At 43.2% G+C, this 19,693-nt stretch carries 14 protein-coding genes; 4 read left to right on the top strand and 10 right to left on the bottom strand.

What is annotated here, in order from left to right:
- Nucleotides 1-10: 10 nt before the first annotated feature.
- The 6 genes from IQ259_RS03440 to mnmA form a co-directional block, all read right to left on the bottom strand.
- Nucleotides 11-2,143, bottom strand: coding sequence for a caspase family protein (locus IQ259_RS03440; protein ID WP_193880820.1), 2,133 nt, complete (start codon nt 2,141-2,143; stop codon nt 11-13).
- Nucleotides 2,144-2,362: 219 nt separating this feature from the next.
- Nucleotides 2,363-3,547: a sulfate adenylyltransferase gene (gene sat, locus IQ259_RS03435; RefSeq protein ID WP_193880815.1), complete on the bottom strand. Its 1,185-nt coding sequence runs from the start codon at nt 3,545-3,547 to the stop codon at nt 2,363-2,365.
- A gap of 260 nt (nt 3,548-3,807) precedes the next feature.
- Entirely contained in the window at nt 3,808-6,999 is a 3,192-nt protein-coding gene (locus IQ259_RS03430) for a CHAT domain-containing tetratricopeptide repeat protein (RefSeq protein WP_339383933.1), read from the bottom strand.
- A gap of 683 nt (nt 7,000-7,682) precedes the next feature.
- A complete protein-coding gene (locus tag IQ259_RS03425) occupies nt 7,683-8,084 on the bottom strand; it encodes a hypothetical protein (RefSeq protein WP_370567995.1) in 402 nt (133 codons plus the stop codon).
- 53 nt (nt 8,085-8,137) lie between these two features.
- Nucleotides 8,138-8,536, bottom strand: a complete 399-nt coding sequence (locus IQ259_RS03420; protein ID WP_228014341.1) for a hypothetical protein — start codon at nt 8,534-8,536, stop codon at nt 8,138-8,140.
- A gap of 428 nt (nt 8,537-8,964) precedes the next feature.
- Nucleotides 8,965-10,020 carry a tRNA 2-thiouridine(34) synthase MnmA gene (gene mnmA, locus IQ259_RS03415; RefSeq protein WP_193880812.1) on the bottom strand — a complete coding sequence of 352 codons (1,056 nt, stop codon included), beginning with the start codon at nt 10,018-10,020 and terminating at the stop codon, nt 8,965-8,967.
- 338 nt (nt 10,021-10,358) lie between these two features.
- Here mnmA and IQ259_RS03410 point away from each other — a divergent pair, with 338 nt between their 5' ends.
- The 3 genes from IQ259_RS03410 to IQ259_RS03400 all read left to right on the top strand — a co-directional run bounded on the left by IQ259_RS03410 (nt 10,359) and on the right by IQ259_RS03400 (nt 13,625).
- Nucleotides 10,359-11,141 (top strand): hypothetical protein, encoded by a 783-nt coding sequence (locus tag IQ259_RS03410; RefSeq protein WP_228014340.1) that lies wholly within the window; start codon nt 10,359-10,361, stop codon nt 11,139-11,141.
- A gap of 160 nt (nt 11,142-11,301) precedes the next feature.
- The gene (locus IQ259_RS03405) at nt 11,302-12,894 is read left to right on the top strand and encodes an NAD(P)H-hydrate dehydratase (protein WP_193880808.1); all 1,593 of its coding nucleotides are present in this window, start codon (nt 11,302-11,304) and stop codon (nt 12,892-12,894) included.
- Nucleotides 12,895-12,953: 59 nt separating this feature from the next.
- Nucleotides 12,954-13,625: a glutathione S-transferase family protein gene (locus tag IQ259_RS03400; RefSeq protein WP_193880805.1), complete on the top strand. Its 672-nt coding sequence runs from the start codon at nt 12,954-12,956 to the stop codon at nt 13,623-13,625.
- Between the two features lie 91 nt (nt 13,626-13,716).
- Here the strand turns inward: IQ259_RS03400 and IQ259_RS03395 are convergent, their stop codons facing one another.
- A complete protein-coding gene (locus IQ259_RS03395) occupies nt 13,717-14,721 on the bottom strand; it encodes a DnaJ C-terminal domain-containing protein (protein ID WP_193880802.1) in 1,005 nt (334 codons plus the stop codon).
- A 243-nt stretch (nt 14,722-14,964) separates the two neighbouring features.
- On the opposite strand from IQ259_RS03395, the gene IQ259_RS27490 reads away from it, so the two are divergent.
- A complete protein-coding gene (locus IQ259_RS27490; RefSeq protein ID WP_255525232.1) occupies nt 14,965-15,087 on the top strand; it encodes a hypothetical protein in 123 nt (40 codons plus the stop codon).
- 256 nt (nt 15,088-15,343) lie between these two features.
- Here IQ259_RS27490 and IQ259_RS03390 read toward each other — a convergent pair whose 3' ends face one another.
- From IQ259_RS03390 to IQ259_RS03380, 3 genes are all read right to left on the bottom strand, one after another.
- The gene (locus IQ259_RS03390; RefSeq protein ID WP_193880799.1) at nt 15,344-16,303 is read right to left on the bottom strand and encodes a PrsW family glutamic-type intramembrane protease; all 960 of its coding nucleotides are present in this window, start codon (nt 16,301-16,303) and stop codon (nt 15,344-15,346) included.
- Nucleotides 16,296-17,216: a class I SAM-dependent methyltransferase gene (locus IQ259_RS03385; RefSeq protein WP_193880796.1), complete on the bottom strand. Its 921-nt coding sequence runs from the start codon at nt 17,214-17,216 to the stop codon at nt 16,296-16,298. Before IQ259_RS03385 ends, IQ259_RS03390 begins: the two co-directional genes overlap by 8 nt.
- A gap of 142 nt (nt 17,217-17,358) precedes the next feature.
- The gene (locus IQ259_RS03380; protein ID WP_193880905.1) at nt 17,359-19,464 is read right to left on the bottom strand and encodes a M3 family metallopeptidase; all 2,106 of its coding nucleotides are present in this window, start codon (nt 19,462-19,464) and stop codon (nt 17,359-17,361) included.
- Between the last annotated feature and the right edge of the window lie 229 nt (nt 19,465-19,693).

Genomic DNA, 19,693 nt, shown 5'->3' with positions numbered 1-19,693 from the left:
CGACTTTAACTTAGGTGACTTGAAAATTAAAGTTAAAACTAGCCCAATTATTCACATCTAACATGTAAGAATCGCTGGCTATGCCATTCGTCTCGTCTGTGGCTGTGCTGGCGTTATGTAAGTCTTGTAATAGAGTTTGGACTATTTCCCAAGGATTAACTAATGCTCCTATGGGTTGTTGATCACCTGTGGGATATTTAGCCATTTCTAAAGCTTTGAGGGTGGTGCTGAAAGGTGCGATGCTCAGAATTAGTTGGTGTTCGCATTCATAAGCTGGCCCTGAAATTGCCCATCCAGATGTGGCAGTATTGTGTGGTAAGGTGACAGTCTCACCAGGCGCAATTACTACTTGTTGGAGTAGAGGTTTAGTTTCTGAAGTATTTGGTTCTTCAGGGGTTTGCCAAGGATAGAAGGCGATGGCAGTTCGATGATTTTTCAAACCTAGTAGCATTAAGTATATTGAGCGATCGCCTTTATTTTGTATTCGGTATTGGATGCGACTCCCAATCGGTATAGTGGGAGTGCTGAGTTGAAAGTGCTGAGTGCTGAGTGATTTTTTTGCAAGTTTTGTGTCAGTAGTTCGCAAGGTTTCCCGTTGTACGATTACCTTGGGGGATATGCTGTTAACTATCTCTAAACTTCCCTTAACTGGTAGCCGCGAAGAACCCTCATTTTCTGTGAGTCGCCATAACTTTGCTGCTAGAAGATGGGGTAATTTCATTGCTAACCGCATGACTGCAACTTTTACTGCTTCCCCAACTTCACCTGTACTATTGGGAATTAGCTGTCCACCTGGAGTAAATAAACCGTAGCGGCTGGGAGTTTGCGCGAGTTTAGCAAACACGTAATCAGATGGTTGTTCTCCAGTCACAATACTAGCCATAGATGCCATTGCGGCAAAGGCGCTAGTAGCATCTACCCGTTCAATTCTTTCCAATCCAGAATCTAAGGCAATATTTAAATTGATATTTCGGGGTAAAACCCTGACTGCTTCTTGGACAAGTTGCCCAACTTCCACAGGATTTGCTGCTTCTAGACTAGAGATTTGAGCTTTTGCAGTTAACCCGGTGCGCGATCGCAATATTAGCTGTTTTCCACTGGCAGATGTTAACCGAGAATTTACACCGTAATATTCCAGCACTTGTGGTTGTAGCCCTCCTAACCACAATTGAACTGTTTTACCGTCTTCTTCTGTGGCGATAATTACTCCCTCTGCGCCAATATTTTGATCTAACAACAAATTTTCGTTAGTTAATACTTTTTTACTATTGACTAAACTTGGCTGCTGTTTGCTACCCAGTTTGTACATGGCGCTGTCTACATGAGAGAGGCTAAATTGAATCGTCGTGGCTGGGGTAGTTTCCCAGAGGTATTGAGTTAACGCATAAGTAAACAAGCCAGCACTAAATCCAGAAAACAGCGCTTCCTTAGCTACTTGTTTGGGATCGGAAGTGGCAGATAAGATGACAGCGGTGTTGAGTGAAGTTTTAGTTTTGAGTTGTTGGAGAAATTCGATTTCTGCTGTTGCTAACTGTGCTGTTGCTAACTCCTGACGAGCGCGAATTTGCAGCCCTGCTGGTTGAATTTGACTAGGAGCATCATAACTGGTATCTAAGACTGCTGTAACGCGTTCTGTAGGCAGCGATCGCAATAATAACAACAGAGTTTCTTCTAAGAGATAAGTGGCTATCTTCTCATCTTGAATTTCTAAATTTTCGTTTGTTGGCACTAAAGCGTTGTGTAGCGTATCCTCTGACTCATTTAATTTGATGCGAGTACCGTAACCGCTAAAGTGAAAAACGACGACATCATCAGATTTAACTTGTTTACCAAAATGATCTAAAAAAGCGGCCTCAATAAATTCCCGGCTGGCTTGTTCATCCGTTAATGTCAAAATATTGGCAGCTAAGAAGCCAAACCGATGAATCAGCAGTTCTTTTTGCAGTTCGACATCGGTGAGACAACCACTTAGGGGGGGACTTTTGCGGTATTGATTGATGCCTATTAATAAAGCTAATTTCCGGGGAGTGGGTTGTGCTAAAGCTTGGTAATAGCGAGCGCCCAAAGTCCACCACTCAGCCTCAGTTATACCCAATACTGCGAGTATTGAGCCAATCCTTTGTAAAAAAGTCCGACGCTTCATAAATTAGCTATCAGTCCTTAGCCTGTCAGCTAACAGCTTAAAGGGCAGAAGTCTTGAGTGTAAAGTCAAAGTTTTTACTATATTATCCCTTGAGCAACTACACCAGTGGCTAGTTTAGCTAAAATCTATCGGTGCAGACAGACTCAGAGAAGTGGAGACTTGGGGAAGAACTCTTCTGATCCCCGTGTCCCCCTATCTCCTTATCTCCGTGTCCCCTTACTAAATCAACGCCGGGACTGAAATTTGCATCGCCCGCGCCAATTCTGCTGCAACTTCCGGGCGGGAGAATTCTGGTGGTGGTAATTCACCCCGACGCAGCATTTCTCTAACTTTTGTTCCTGATAGGTGAATGCGTTCTTCTGGTTTGCTAGGACTGGTTTTAGTCGTCGCCATTTGCTTAGTACGTGTGCAGTAGAACGCGTGTTCAAACTTCATCGGGACAATCCCAATTTCACCCGGCTCAAATTCATCAAAGATGTATTGAGCATCATAAGTGCCGTAGTAGTTGCCAACACCTGCATGATCCCGTCCAACGATAAAGTGAGTACAACCGTAATTTTTGCGAACTAAAGCATGGAAGATGGCTTCACGGGGGCCAGCATAACGCATGGCGGCGGGATTGATGGCTAAAATCACGCGATCGCTAGGGTAATAATGCTCTAGCAAAATTTCATAGCAGCGCATCCGCACATCGGCGGGAATATCATCATCTTTAGTTGCGCCTACCAATGGGTGCAAAAATAGAGCGTCTACTGTTTCCAAGGCGCACTTTTGGATATATTCATGGGCGCGATGGATGGGATTACGAGTTTGGAAACCAACAATAGTTTTCCAGCCATTTTCCCGAAACATTTGCCGTGAAGCGGCGGGATCAATTTGATAAGCGGGAAACTGAGGATGAGGTTGTCGTTGCAACAGCCAGATATCACCAGCCAGATTTACAGAACCTTGGTTATAAATTACTTGCACCCCAGGATGATTTGCGTCATCGGTGCGGTAAACATTGACAGCCTCGCGGAGTTTATCGTAGCTATATTTTTGCGTCAGTTGTAAAACCCCAATAAATTGACCTGCGGGGTTATCTAAGCGGATCAAGTCACCTTCTTTGAGCGAAGCAGCCGCTTCTTCTGCTACAGAAAGTGTAATCGGAATTGACCATACCAGACCGTTAGCGAGACGCATTTCTGTAACCACGCGATCGTAGTCTGACTGGTTCATAAAACCAGTGAGTGGACTAAAAGCACCGATCGCAATCATTTCGACATCAGAAACCGCACGTTCATCCAGTTGTACGCGGGGCAGAAATTCCGCCTTAGAGAGAAACTCTTCTCTTAGTTGCGGCGTGGCGATGCGATTAACCAACTCTCCACCGTGCGGCGCAATGGCATCTTGATGGTGACTCAACGTAATCCCCTCTTAGCGATAACTGTAATTGTTGCAAACTATGTACTAACTTATCAAAATGCTGGTACAGAGAGAAAAAATAGTTTGGCGATCGCTCTTTGGGGATCTCAACACCAACCGCCCATGATTTTTTCAAATTTTAGGCGATCGTACTTCATTAAGTAGTGGTTCGAGTATTGCAATCCAACTGTTCGGGAAAAAAGATCCCCGACTTTTCAAAAAAGTCGGGGATCTGAGTAGAGACGCGAAATTTCCCGTCTCTACAAACCACGCAACGGAGTCCAGTTACCAGAAGGAAGAAAAGCCGCCCAATATTGCGGATGCTCATACTCCTGACTATTGAGCAAGTCTAACTGTGCAGAACGTAACGCTTCATGTCTCCCCTTACCCACTTTTAAATTCTGGTAATACTTCACCATTAAATCCTTAGTCGCCGCATCATCCACCAGCCACAGACTTAACACCTGAGTTTGGGAACCAGCAATTACCAAAGCACGACGCAAGCCATACACACCATCGCCAACTTTGATATCGCCCTTACCAGTATCGCAAGCCGATAGCACAACTAACTCAGTGGAACGCAAATCTAAACCAGCCACTTCCAACGCTGTTAGTACACCATCATCATTATTGTTTGTCGCTTGCTTACGTTGATTAAATCCAGCCAACGCCAAACCAGAACGTAACAAGGGATTTTCAACTTGTAGAATCTTCGGTTGACGTGGTGTTAATTCTAAATCTGATGATGCGTTGAGATTTTGTTCGACATCGGTAATGAAGAAACCGTGAGTAGCCAAGTGCAGAATACTCGGACTTTGTAGTTGTTTGACTGCGGTTTCTGTCGCATCTTTACCTAACAGCACTTTTGCATTGGGTAAAACCTTTTTAATGGCTGCGGCTTCTTCTTTAGTAGCAGCTAACGGGTCAAATATCAAGTTTGCCAAATCACCAGAGCGACGATTTTGTAAACCTCTCACACCAGATGCTTGAGCAGCAACTACAGTTTGTTTTTGGTTATTGTAGTCAATATCTGCCAGCACCACAGGCGCAGAAGCATTGTTAACATTTGACTGGAAGCCTAATAAATCTCGTCCACTGGTGAGGTAAGAAAAAGCGTAACGCTGAATCAGAAATTTATCTTGCTCATCCTTTAATGCTTCAAAGGGAATTAATGTTAATTGCCCATCGGGAGAGATTAAAATATGACTGGCATCACCTAATAAAGGACGGATGGGTGCGATTAATTTTTCATCTAAAGTGCGGGCGAGTTTTTTAAATGATCTTCCAGTGGCTAAAGCTGCACGGAAATCAATGGCTAATTTATCAATTTCTGCGGCTTCACCTAAATCAAGCAACTTCGGTTCACCTGTAGAGCGTAACACCGCCGCTGCATAACGCGGTTTCCCAAATTTTTCAGCATCTGTCTTGGCTTTGGCGTTGAATGGGTAATATTGGACAATTTCTACCAAAGCTGCATCTTTGGTTATTTTAGCTTGAATTGCTCCTAGTTCTACTGGTTGTGTTTGCTGACGGAACTCAGCACTTTTAGTACTGATAGCGGCTTCTATTTTTTCTCTTTCGGCTTCCAGTTGTTCTAGTTGAGTTTTCAGGTTAGCAGTTTGTTTTCCTGAATCAGAGAAGACTAATGCTGAGAGTTGCTGTTGTACTTGCAACCATTGAGTGAATAATTTTTGAGTTTCGGGGTTTTTGTCTAGTTTACTACGTAAGATTTGAATGCTGTCAGCTACAGCATCTAACACTAGCCCTTTGCGGCGAAGTACAGTTGTTAGGGCGAGAGATGCGGCGGCTGAATTATTGCGGGCTTCTTGTAGAGATAGGGAAACAGTAGTATTGGTTGTGTCTGAAAAAGTTCTAATGTAATCTTGTTTGCTTTTTTCGGAGCCGACTGCAAAAATTAGATTGAGATTTTGTGCTTCAACTTCTAGCCCACGCCGTAAGAAATCAACAGCACGAGTAATATCACCTTGTGAGAGATACAGGATAGCCAAATTATTCAAGCTAGTGGCAACATCAGGATGTTCTTTCCCCAGCACTTTCTCAAAGATAGCAAGAGAGCGTTGTAAAAAAGGTTCGGCTTGTTGATATTTCCCCTGTACGCGATACAGTTCTGCCAAATTATTCAAGCTTTGAGCGATGTCGGGATGTTGTTGACCCAGCACCTTCTTTCTTATAGCCAGAGAGCGTTGATACAATGGTTCGGCTTGTTGATATTTTCCCTGTGCATAATACAGTGCAGCCAAATTATTCAAGCTAGTGGCGACATCAGGATGTTCATTTCCCAGCACCTTCTCTCGGATAGCCAGGGAGCGTTGATACAATGGTTCGGCTTGTTGATATTTTCCCTGTGTGCTATGCAGAAAAGCCAAATTATTCAAGCTAGTGGCGACATCAGGATGTTCTTCCCCTAGCACCTTCTCAAAGATAGCCAGGGAGCGTTGATACAATGGTTCGGCTTGTTGATATTTTCCCTGTGCGTCATACAGTGCAGCCAAATTATTCAAGCTAGTGGCGACATCAGGATGTTCATTTCCCAGCACCTTCTCTCGGATAGCCAGGGAGCGTTGATACAATGGTTCGGCTTGTTGATATTTTCCCTGTACGCGATACAGTGCAGCCAAATTATTCAAGCTAGTGGCGACATCAGGATGTTCATTTCCCAGCACCTTCTCTCGGATAGCCAGGGAGCGTTGATACAATGGTTCGGCTTGTTGATATTTCCCCTGTGCGTCATACAGTTGTGCCAAATTATTCAAGCTAGTAGCGACGTTGGGGTGTTCCTTGCCAAATATCTTCTCAGCAATAGCGAGGGAACGTTGGAAAAGCGGTTCCGCCTGTTGATAATTATCCTGTGCTAAATAGAGTAAAGCCAAATTATTCAAACTAGAGGCAACATTGAGATGTTCTTGACCCAGCACCTTCTCCCAAATAGCTAGAGCGCGGAGATACAATGGTTCGGCTTGTTGATATTTTTCCTGTGCGCGATACAGTTCTGCCAAATTATTTAAGCTAGTGGCGACAGCAGGATGTTCCTTCCCCAGTACTTTCTTTCGGATAGCCAGGGAGCGTTGATACAATGATTCGGCTTGTTGATATTTTCCTTGTCTCTGATACAGAAAAGCCAAATTATTCAAGCTAGTGGCGACATCAGGATGTTCCTTCCCCAGCACTTTCTCTCGAATAGCCAACGCGCGTTCTGCTAAAGGGATAGCGGTAGTGTATTTACCTTCTTGATATAACTTATCTACCTGTTGATTCAGTTCATCAGCTTCCTGTAACGCTGCTTGCTCCTCTGCTGAATATGTCGGTGTCTGCTGTTGCGCTATTCCCTTGACTGGCATACTCAAAAATAACCCTGTTGTCATTGCACCTACTACTATCCAAGGTGCAAGACACATACCCGCAGCATTAATCGCACTGAGTAATTTTTTCACAGTCAACTCACAAGCTTGTATAGTTCAGTTATCAGTTATCAGTTATCAGTTATCACGGTTTCAGTTGGAGATTTGACTCTTGTTGACTACCACTTTTTAGAAGTGAGGGACTTCAAAATATATTGCTGATTACTGTTCACTGTTCACTGATTACTGTTAAGTAAATCATGCCGGACTCAGCACTTTCCGCAAAGCAATTGTGATAAAAGTCAAAAACTTTCTTATTTTTCTCTGCGCTTCTGGGCTTCTGCATGAGATGATTCAAGATACAACAACACCCAACGCAGAAAATTTCCTGACACTTCGACCTCAAAGCTTCACCTTTCACCCTTTGAACCTCAACGTTCAAGCAAAAAGCCTGAAATTTTACCCTCAGAACTCCAACATTTGAGCAAAAAGCCTCATCTTTTACTTTTTAAACCCCAACGTTCGAGCAAAAAGCCTGAAACTTTACCCTCAGAACTCGAACTTTCACCCTTTGAACATAAAACTTGAGTCTCAGAACTCGGAATGTCGAGTTCTGAGATGGCTTCTGATGATTGGTAATAAAATTGTCAAGCTGTGTGTGAAAGAATTGCCAAGGGCAAGAGCTATTGAAATAATCTTAATATGGATATTTGGAAGATAATAACGACTCGGAATAAAATTTTTTAGTATTATTGTTTGCGTTCGCTATTTTAAAACTATTGTTTTTCAGCGTGTAAATATTCCAGAAGCAACAACCGCAAATAATCTAACATCCTCAGATAATTTTTCATTTGTTCATACTTGTCATTACTGTCGAAGAAGAATCTCGCAACTTGAGGCACATTTAAAATTCGCATTGCGTGTAGTTGCTCAACTGCCTCGACTGCATTGGCTATTTGACCTGTGAATTGAACTTGACTTGCATAACCTCTGAGATTTACTGTTAAAAGTTCAATTTCTTCTAATAGTGAAAACTCTTCATCTTCTGGAGGAAACTGAGTAGTAATTTCTTGGCGATCGCTCTTTGTTTTCTGATAAGCATTTGTCAACTGTACTAATAATTGTTCAATGTTTTTTTTTGTCAGTTCTTGCTGATTTAAAATTGCTTCAGTCATCATTAACTCCATAAGTAATACCAATTCACGAAAATCTTGATACAAATTAATGGTTTTTAATTCTTTCCCCCTGCTCCCTGCTCCCTGCCCCCCTGCGACCTACTTGTATCAAACTTAAAGTGAAACGGTATAACTATCTTTTCAGTGCCATATTTATCAGGTCTGACAATTAGATATTCATTACCTTTACGATATACAGCCGAACCATCTCCACGATATCCAGTTTTTGGAACTCTGATAGCTCCTTTTTTATGAAAATTATGAGCTTTGCGTAGATACTTTAATGGCTCAATTCCTTTTCTATTAGCATGATCCAAGATACTTTGGGTAGTACTTGTATAAGTAGCCGCGTCCCATTCATTTATGTACTGTTGAATCTCGGCTGCTTCTGTCGAGTTATAGCCTTCTAATAGTTGTATTAAAAACAGGTCAGAGATTGGCTCGTCTTCTGGCATAATTATCTAATTAAAAAAAATTACTCTCCTGGCAAGCGAGGCTACGGTGTACACAGAAGTCGAATTACCCCCCTTAATCCCCCCTTGTCAAGGGCTACAGTGTACACACATCTCGGATGAGAAGCCAAAACTCGGCTTGATCCCCCTAAATCCCCCTTAAAAAGGGGGACTTTTGATCCTGTTCCCTCCTTTTTAAGGAGGGTTAGGGAGGATCGGTTCAACTTGTGTATACACGGTAGCTTGTCAAGGGGGGAAACCGGACAATCTAGTTCCCTCACCTTGACAAGGGGAGCCACTGCGCTGGGCGGCTCTGCCGACTTGTACCCCTACGGGGAAGCAAGCTACGCGCAGCGTCTCCGACAGGAGAAGCATGTGACGTGAGGGTTAGGGTGGGGTAAAAGCCAGATAAATCAAAATTTGGGTGGAATTTAACTAAACTGCTCAATAATTCCGCCGCCTAACACTTTTTCGCCGTCGTACCACACCGCTGCTTGTCCAGGGGTAATGCTGAACTGTGGTTCATCAAAAACTAAACGGACGCGGGAATTCTCCAAAGGTATTACCGTTACTGGTACGGGGTGAGAACGATAGCGGATTTGCACTTCGGCGTGAATTGGTGTGGCTGGTTCAGCGATGGAAACCCAGTTGACTCGGCCTACTGTACATTCTGGCTGAGTTACCTTGGTGCGATCGCCTACAACTACACGATTATTTACAGCATCTAATTCAATCACGTACAAGGGTTCAGCCGCCGCTACTCCCAAACCTTTGCGCTGTCCGATGGTGTAGTGATGAACACCATCATGCTGTCCCAAAACTTTGCCTGTGACATCGACAATATCGCCTTGTTTGGGGGCAAGATACTTATCTAAAAATGCCCGCATGGAACCGTTGCTTTCGACTAAGCAAAGGTCTTGGCTTTCTGGCTTGTCCGCGGTTTTCAAGCCGTATTCATTGGCGATGCGACGGGTGTCAGCTTTTTGCAATTCCCCTAAAGGAAATACAGAAGCTGCTAGTAAATCTTGAGACAAATCATACAAAAAGTAAGACTGGTCTTTATTGCGGTCAATTGCTCTTAATAATTGGTAACGCCCGGTTGCTTCGTCGTAGCTAATGCGGGCATAATGACCAGTGGCAATGCGATCGCATCCCAATTGTTCACGGGCATATTCTACCATCGGCCCAAACTTCACCGTTTTATTACACTGGGAGCAAGGCAACGGTGTAATCCCGACGCTGTAACCAGACACTAAATAATCAACAATATTTGTCTGAAAGACATCACGAATATCCACAACCTGATGAGGAATCCCCAGTTGTTCGCAAATATCAGCCGCGTCGATCATTCCTTCAGAGCAACATTGCCCTTTGCCTTTCATTAGCCAAAGGGTTAAACCAATCACTTCATAGCCCTGATTGTGCAGAATAGCAGCAGCGGTGGAACTATCAACGCCACCGGAAAGACCAACGACGACTTTTTTCATATCTCTAATTGTTTTAAACTAGCAGCTGCTGGTAACAGAGATTAATCCCAAATTTTCACTTTATTCAGCAGTAAGGCAGGACTCAGATTGCATACAACATGGCAGCTGCGTGGCTGCTCAATTGTAGCACATATATCTCGAACCCTTGCTAGTCAAGCACTTGAGTTACTCAGTGAATAATTCGGAATTCGTAATTGACTAAAGAAACTTGTTTTGCCGCGTCACCGCGTTTTTTTAACAGTGGCTGAAATTTTGTAGGTATGTATCCATTGCCACCTAGCTCTGCTGATTTTAAGCTTACATTATATAGTTTGAAAAATCTTGTTACTACTATGTCCATGCAGTTATCAGCTCAGTCTATCGCCTTGCCCATAACATCCCTATTTTTGGGAGGTTACTTAGCACTGATTTCCCAGAGTCAGCCAGCGCAAGGGCAAATCAACGGTAATAATGTTTTGGTGGCACAACAAACAGTGATTGATACCTTACCGCCACTGCCAGATGCCCCAATCATTTTTGATAATCAGCAGGCTTTACCCCAAGTACAACCAGAGCCAAATCCTTTACTTTACCCATCAACTGAAAATCAATTTTCTCAACCAGGGCAACCAAATCAGTATAGCCAGAACTTTGAACGCTACTTTGTCTATGTTGATAGTGATAATTACCAAGCTCTGCAACGAATCCGCCAAGTTGAACCAGGGGCTTACATCCGTCAATATCAAGGACGTTCTATCATTCAGTCAGGAGTGTTTAGCAGACAATCTAACGCTCAACAGCGTGTGCGAGAATTAGAATCAGTCGGTATCCGTGGCGCACGGGTTGTCAGCTTTGCTAACGGGCAGGAAATACAAAATTTTAGCACTAGCAGTAGTGGAAATTCTGAAGCTAGAAACAATAGATACTATGTTGTCATTCCTGGTAAAGTGCAAGACTTACCTGTAATCACTAACAAAATTATCCGAAATGTGGGAAATTCTGCCTTAATCCGAGAAAGACAAAAACCTTTCGGCCCCCATGTAGCCGTGGGGCCGTTTGCTGAACGTGGGGATGCGGACAGATGGAATAAATATATGCAGGAGTTGGGATTTGGTAATGCTAGGGTTTACTACAACAGGTGAGTACTAAGTGCTGAGGAGCCAGTTGCGTGGGCGGCTCTGCCGACTTGAGCAAACTGGCGTTGCTGAGTAAGGAGTTAAAAGTAAAGAGTGAAGAGTATATTCAAATCTCATAACTCTTAGCTCAAATCCTATCAGCCAATAGACTTGGGGCTTTAGAAGAATGCAAAACATTACACCATCCCTTGTGAATCAGCACTTTCAAAATAGGCAAGAACAAATTTCACAAATCGTAGTAAACGCTGGGCAAATGCGGGATATTGAAGGGCGTATCTTTGCCGCCGGAATGCCTGTAGCAGCTTTGATGGAAAAGGTGGCGGGACTGATTGCCCTTCGTATTCAAGCAATGTTTCCACTGTCTGTAAAAGCTCACCGTGTGGGGATTTTAGTCGGCCCCGGCCATAATGGCGGAGATGCCTTGGTTGTAGCCCGTGAATTACACTTTCGCGGGTATAAGATTTGGATATATTCGCCTTTTTCTAAGTTGAAGGAATTAACTGCACAGCATTTGCAGTATGTTCAGAGTCTGGAAATTTCTTGCTATGAAACCATTGAGCAGTTGCCAGATTGTGATTTTCTAATTGATGGATTATTTGGATTTGGGTTAGAAAGAGCGATCGCAGATCCCATCGCCTCGGCAATCAATCATTTCAATGAATGGAATCAGCCAATTATTAGTATTGATCTACCTTCGGGTTTGCACACCGATACAGGTGAAGTCTTGGGGATAGCGATTCGCGCCACACACACCTTTTGCCTGGGTTTATGGAAGCTGGGTTTACTGCAAGATCATGCTTTGGAGTATGTTGGCAAAGCTGAATTAATCGATTTTGATATTACTTTGGCAGATGTGGAGTCAATATTGGGTGATGCACCGAGAATCAAACGCATTACTCAAAAAACGGTACTCTCTACTCTACCCTTACCTCGTCCACCAGTTACCCACAAATATAAAGAAGGACATTTATTACTAATTTGCGGTTCGCGGCGTTATGCTGGCGGTGCAATTTTAACAGGTTTGGGTGCGCGGGCAAGTGGTGTGGGGATGCTCTCAATTGCGGTTCCTGAATCGTTGAAATCTATTTTGGTATCGCATTTACCGGAAGCGTTGATTATTGGTTGTCCAGAAACGGAGACAGGCGCAATTTTTCAACTACAATTACCAGATAATACTGATCTAAGTTCCTTTAATGCGATCGCTTGTGGCCCTGGTTTAACCCGCGAAGCCACTCCGATTGTACGTGAAGTGATTGAAAGCGATCGCTCTTTAGTTCTCGATGCCGATGGTTTAAATATTTTGGCACAGTTAGGAACTATCCCCACTTTACAACAACGGCAAGCCTTAACTGTACTGACTCCCCACACCGGCGAATTTCAAAGGTTATTTCCCGATATACCCGATGCCAAACATGACAGAATCAAAGCTGTTAGGGAAGCAGCAGCCCAAAGTGGTGCAGTGATATTGTTAAAAGGAGCCAGAACTGCAATTACCAATTCCCAAGGTGCCGTTTGGATCAATCCTGAAAGTACGCCAGCTTTAGCCCGTGGTGGTAGTGGAGATGTGTTAACCGGGCTACTTGGGGGTTTATTGGCACAAGCAGCCACAAAACAAATTGCAGTAGAAGATATTGTAGCTACTGCGGCTTGGTGGCATTCTCAAGCAGCTATTCTAGCAGCCCATGAGCGCACAGAGTTAGGTGTAGATGCGTTTACCTTGACACAATATTTGTCGAGAGTTCTAGCCATACCCATCTAATTACGAATTACGAATTAACCGAGTAATGCTACTCTACTCGTAAAGTTTGAGGTTATATCATGCTAAAGCTTTATCACAATCCCCTCTCAATGAACTCTCGGAGAGTATGGATTGCGCTGTTAGAAAAACAACTAGAGTTTGAATTAGTAGATATCAAACTGGATGGAGATCAACTGCAACCAGAATTTTTAGCGATGAATCCTTTCCACCACATACCAGTTTTAGCGGATGAAGACTTTAGCGTCATAGAATCATTAGCCATTTTAGATTACTTAGAAGCAAAATATCCTAGCCCTAGTTTACTGCCTAATAATCCCCAAGATTTAGCAATTGTGCGAATGGTAGAAATGGTGACAGTCAACGAATTAGTATCTGCAATGAACCCGTTAATTTCTCAGATGATGGGTTTTCCTGGTAGTGAAGACTCGCAGAAGCTAGAACAAGCAAAGCACAAAGTGTCTACAGGATTAGAATTTTTACAAAAATTATTAGGCGATCGCCCATATTTTGGTAGTGATCAATTAACCCTAGCCGATATTGTGGCTGGATGTTCAGTACCTTTGTTGCCTATGTTGGATTTTCCTTTAACTGAATATCAAAAATTAAATGCTTGGGTTGAACGATTGATACAGCGTTTTGCTTGGCAAACTACTCAACCCACACCAGAGTTAATTGAAGCGTTTAAATCTCGAATGCAAACTTTAATGGCACAGCGCCAGCATAATTTGTAATTAATAATTCGTAATTCGTAATTAAATCTTGAACTAAAAATTACGAATTACGTTAGCGTAGCGGTAGCCAGTCTGCGAACGTGATTACTAATTACAGCTTAATTTGTTGTAAATGACTGCGGGGATTATATGTACGTATAGCCCTAATTTTTTCATAATACTCGCGTTCTTGCTGGCTAAGTTCCTTTGGTGGAGCGATCGCCACCTTCACCAACTGATCGCCACGTCCACCTTTGGCTAAAGGCCAGCCTTTACCCCGTAAACGCAAGGTTTGACCAGAACGTACTCCCGCCGGTAGTTTAACATTCACATTGCCATCGGGTGTAGGCACATCAATAGCAGCACCTAAAGTCGCTTCATCGGGTGTGATTGGCACTTCACAAACTAAGTTATCGCCTTCAATTTGGAAGAATGAATGAGGTTGCAGTTCTACTTTTAAATATAAATCTCCCCGTTGTTGCGTCATCGGGTTGATTTGACCTTTGCCTCGCACCCGCAGACGAGTACCGGGTTTAGCACCAGCCGGGATGCGAACGTCAATGGTTTCGTTACCCAAACTGAAACGCTTCTGCACACCAGCAAAAGCTTCAGAGAAAGTCAAAGTAATTGTAGCTTCTGTATCTTGGGCAGCACCAGCACCAACATCTTGGAACCCAAAATCATTAAAGCCGCCGCTAAAACCACCTGCTCTACTTGAAGCAGTGCTGTAAGAATAACTTTGTCTGCCAGAGCGAGGAGTAGCACCGCTACCAAAACGCCCTAACAACTCATTAATAAAATCATCAAAACTACCGTATTGGCTGAAGTCGAAGCCACTCATATCAACACCAGCCGCACCGCCGCCGGGGAAGCCTTCGCCAACTTGTTTCCAATATTGACCAAATTGGTCATACTTTTTGCGCTTATCTGGGTCAGATAATACTTCGTAAGCTTCATTTACTTCTTTGAAGCGTGCTTCTGCTTGTTTGTTATTGGGATTAACGTCAGGGTGATACTTCCGGGCTAGTTTACGAAAAGCTTGTTTAATTTCCTCTGGACTGGCATTCTTACTCACTCCCAAAAGTGAGTAATAGTCTTTGAAGTCGGTTGCAGCCATCTACCAGCCTCCTGTAGAAATTTTCTTTAAGTTTTTTTCTAAGATATGAGATTTATGGTTTGCTAGGTATAATGCCAAGCAATTAGATTCTGATTTTAAATTAGCAAACAATACACAAAATCAAGTGTGGTTCTTGCTCACTCCACCAGCGCAATTTCCGTACTTCTGTTTGTCTGGACTTAAGCAACGAGATTTTTAGCCAATGCGTAACGATCGCCAACACCCCATTAAAAGTATTCAACCATGCACGAAACCTTAAAAGAGAGCTTGCGGAAAAGAAGCGATCGCCAACACCCCATTAAAAGCATTCAACCTGCTATACTTTTTCGTCAAGTCTGCATCTCGCAACGCCGCCAATTAATTTAGCAGTAATTTTACGCAAATTAATATATACCAAGTCCTAAGCTTGTTGATTGAGCTTATCTGCTTTAAGTTGCTTGCTGCCAAATATAAAAATTTACGGCGTTGCTGAATTTAGGGATGAAATAATGAACCGCAAAGTACGCAAAGCACGCATTCTCTACGAGAGGCTTCCGCCAACGCGCAGCGTCTCGTAGAGAAGAAGAGGTTTTGAGAGATAAATATAAGAAAATCATCCCGCATTTATGCAACACCAAATTTACTAGCGATCGCCAGAATTGATTAAATACAAATAAATTACCCATGCCACAACTGCAAACATCAGATTAAGTAAAAAGCGGCTCAGGATAAACTGCAAAATATCTGGATAAAAAAGCTGCGACAGACTTAAAGGGCTGAGAATTCTGGCTAAAAGAAACAACCCGAAGATACTATTTCCACCAAGGATAAGAGCAAACAAGACTAACCCTCTTTGCCAATAACGATGTTGGGGTGTACGTCCTGAAATTAAGGTAATCGGGGGTTTACCTTGGATTTTTCGCAGTAATTTTTCCAGTCGCCAAAACATCCATAGCAGAAAAGGAAATAAGCCATAGCTGAGAAAGTTTACTGGTGCTGGATAACGCCAAGCAATAGATAAAACATTCACCAGCGCATGACAGACAATAGAATTGAGTAAAGCTTGAAAAATCAACTTCCTGCCTCGATTTAATCGGATAGGTGAGGCAAGATAAATTCCTAAAGCATAACCCCAAGGTGCAGAGAAAATGGCGTGGACTGGCGTACCAATACTACGGTCAAGAATTGATGCTGTACCGTGGTAAAAATATACCCAGTTTTCTTCAGCAGTAAATCCTAAAGCCGCAGCGATGGTGAATAGCAAAATGCTACTGGCGCGTAGTCGATATCTGCTTTGGAGGTAAATTGTTGGGATAACAACTGCTACTAACTTACAGCCTTCTTCGATTGGCCCTATCTCTATAAGTTGCCGTAAGGCTACACCAAAAAGCGATCGCTGGATTTGCTGCCAATTTACAATCGAGTTAACTCCAATTTCAAATACCCATTGTAAGCTGAGGGCAACACCACCAGAAATTGCCCCGGCGATGAAAAACAACAACAAATGTGATAAAGCCGGAGCAAACGCAACACGGTAATAGTAATAACCTAAAAACAACAATGGTGGAATTACTGCCCACAGCAGTGATGCGAAATCAGCCACGCACCTGTGCAATGACAGTCCGGTGACGGGGGCTGTTGCTGGTGATAGTGGGAGTCTGAAAACCTGCTTCGATGAGAATTTGCTCAATATCTAAGGCGAAATACTCATCTAAATATGGTTCTGTACTCTTGAGCAGTGTCAAAATGTAGGTTGGCATTTTTTTGTAAATTTCAGATTTGGGATTCATATCCATAATTGCCAAGTAACCGCCAGGACGCAACAAACGCCGTGCTTCGGCAAAAATTTGACGGGTTGGAACTTGGGGTAATTCATGACACATCAGAAAAATCGAGACTAAATCAAATGAGGCATCTGGTAGCCCTGTAGATTCAGCTATAGCATGAACCCAATTGATATTAGCTTGACGCTGTTGGGCGCGGTAGTTAGCAACAGCTAAAAAGTAAGGAGATAAATCTAAGCCTGTGACTTTGGCTTGGGGATAAACTGCTTGCAATGCAAAGGTACTTAACCCTACACTGCAACCCATATCAATAATGTCTTGTGGTTCTTGAGATAGAGATTGTTTGAGAATATCATGATAACTTTGGCGGAGTTGGCGATCGCCCTGAGCCTCAGCACCAGGCCAAATTTTAGCATGAACAGCATGAGCAGCAGGTTCTACTTCAAAAGCAGCTTGCCAACTAAGATTACCATTTTCGTAGGCATGAAATGAGGTGAGGTAATAATCTGGGTAGGAAAGCTGAGGATTTTCTACTTGAACTAAATCCCTTGTCCAATCACGCTCTTGTAGTTTTTCTACTTCTTTTGTCCAAGGTACACCAATTTTTTCAGCACGTTTAATCATCATTTGCCGGGCTTGATGCTTGGCGAGGTTAGCTAAAGGCTTGATTGCCAGAATGCCGTTTACCAAGCGAACAACTAGGCTAGAAGAGTTTTGTACAGCAGCGGTCATAAGTTGATTTGCGTTTAACAGCCTTTTTTACTTATGACATAATTCTTGCAAACCAGTCTAGAAATAAATTAAGCTCAGATTCCGCAGGTGTGCGGAATCTGGGTTCAAATTTCTACATAGCCTTAATACACCTTGCTTAATTCTAAGCTGCTGTATTTAACAAGCCATTATGGCGTAGCAACGAAACTGTACTTGGTTCCCGTCCCCGGAAGGCTTTGAATATTTCCATTGGGTGTTGACTACCACCAAGCGCCAACACAGTATCTCGGTAACGTCTACCTGTGGCTTTGACAGCTTCTTCATCGTCTAAACCAGCTTCTTCAAAAGCAGCGAAAGCATCAGCACTGAGTACCTCAGCCCATTTATAGCTATAGTAACCTGCTGCATAACCACCTTCAAAGATATGCCCAAAAGCACACAAGAAAGAATCTTCTGGTAGGGGTGGTAAAACTGTTGTAGTTTTGGCGATACGGTGGCGCAATTGGGAGGGAGTTTCATCACCACCAGGATGATAGCGATCGTGGAGTTCTAAATCAACAGTGCTAAAGTGAACTTGCCGCAATGTGACACTACCACTCATATAGTTGCGTGCTGCTAACAGTTTTTGGTAATAATGCTCCGGCAATGATTCGCCAGTTTCGTAATGCTTGGCCATACCAAATAAAGTAGGGCGCTCATAACACCAGTTTTCCATGAATTGGCTGGGCAGTTCTACAGCATCCCACTCGACATTGTTGATACCAGCTGCACTACTGTAATCGACTTTGGTTAACATGTGATGCAAACCATGACCAAACTCGTGGAACAATGTCTCTACTTCATAGAAAGTCATTAAACTGGGTTTACCATCTATGGGCGGAGTTTGGTTACACACCAAATACGCCACAGGTAAACGGACAAATGTTGCATCTTTTTCTGTGGTTTTACTGCGGTTAATGCAGACATCCATCCAAGCACCACCGCGTTTTTCGGCGGGACGGCTGTAAGGGTCGAGGTAAAAGTAGGCTATGGGTTTACCTGTTTCATCCGCAATTTGAAAATAACGCACATCTTCGTGCCAAACTGGGGCTTGACCATCCGCAGCGGTGACGGTGACACCAAACAGCCGCTTAACTAGTCCAAATAAACCATCTAAAACTTGCGGTAAGGGAAAATAAGGGCGTAATTCTTCTGTGGTGAAAGCAAATTTGGCTTCCCGTTGGCGTTCTGCCCAGAAACTAATATCCCAGTGTTGTAAATCTTCAGCTTCTGATGCGCCTTTGGCAGCTGCAAATGCTTTGAGTTCTGCCAATTCTTTGGCAGCAGCATCATAACTAGCACTACGCAGTTCTTCTAACAGCGCTTCTACCGCTTTTACATTGGGAGCCATTTTACTAGCGAGGCTCAACTGGGCAAAATTTTTGTAGCCTAACAAATCTGCAAGTTCTTGCCGTAATTCCAAAATCCGTGTAATTAAAGGATTATTATCTAATTCCCCAGAGGAGGCACGGGTGATATAAACTTTGTACAGCTTTTCGCGCAAATCTCGACGGGTGCTGTGCTGCATGAAAGGGCCGTAGCTGGGAAAATCTAAGGTGATGCGCCAAGGGCCATTTTCTGGGGTGGCGTTTTCGTCACCAGCCGCACGGGCAGCTTGGGCGGCTAGACTAAGTAAACTTTGGGGTAAACCGTCAACATCTTCTTTGGCTGTGAGGGTTAAACTAAAAGCTTTGGTGGCATCTAATACATGGTTAGAGAACTTGGTAGACAGTTCTGCTATCTCCATTTGAATTGCATTGAAACGCTCTCGTGCTTCTCCTGATAAGCCTACACCAGACAGTTCGGCATCGCGGATGGCAGCTTCAACAATGCGCTGTTGGGCTAATTCTAAGGTTGACCAGGCATTACTAGCACGGAGTTCTTTAAAAGCATTGTAGAGAATTTGGCTTTGACCAAGCTTGTTGCTGAACTGTACTACCTGTGGTTGCACAGTTTCATGAGCTTCGCGCAACTGTGGGCTGTTTTTCACACCCATTAAATGGTTAACTATGCCCCAACTCCAGTACAGCCGTTCGGTCAGCTTTTCTAGGGGTTCTACTAAACCGTTCCAAGTCGGCTGGACATTAGCTTCCAAGGTGGTAAGCTGCTGATCAAGTTCTTTTAATAACTGAGTGAAGGCTGGTATTACTTGTTCTGGTTGAATTTCGGTGAAGGGCGGTAAACCAGAACCTTTAAGTAAGGGATTTTGAGGAATAGTAACTGCACTCATGATTTTGTGTTGATTGCTGGTGAGATATCTATGTATTTCTAATGTAGCGATCGCTGCGCCTTTTAGCATTGCCAGAATGCCGAAATAACCGAATGTAGGAACCCGACTAAAATAATTTTCTAATTTATAAATCGTAATTGCAAGATTACGATTTTTACTGGGTGTCTTCAGATGAAGTTATAGATAGGGAGTGGGAATGAAATAGGCCGGAGATAGAAGAAAAATTTTT

The sequence above is a fragment of the Fortiea sp. LEGE XX443 genome, assembly GCF_015206815.1.
In the GTDB taxonomy this organism is placed as follows: Bacteria; Cyanobacteriota; Cyanobacteriia; order Cyanobacteriales; family Nostocaceae; genus Nostoc_B.
The sequence above is the reverse complement of the archived record's forward strand: the minus strand, read 5'-3'. Positions and strand labels throughout refer to the sequence as shown.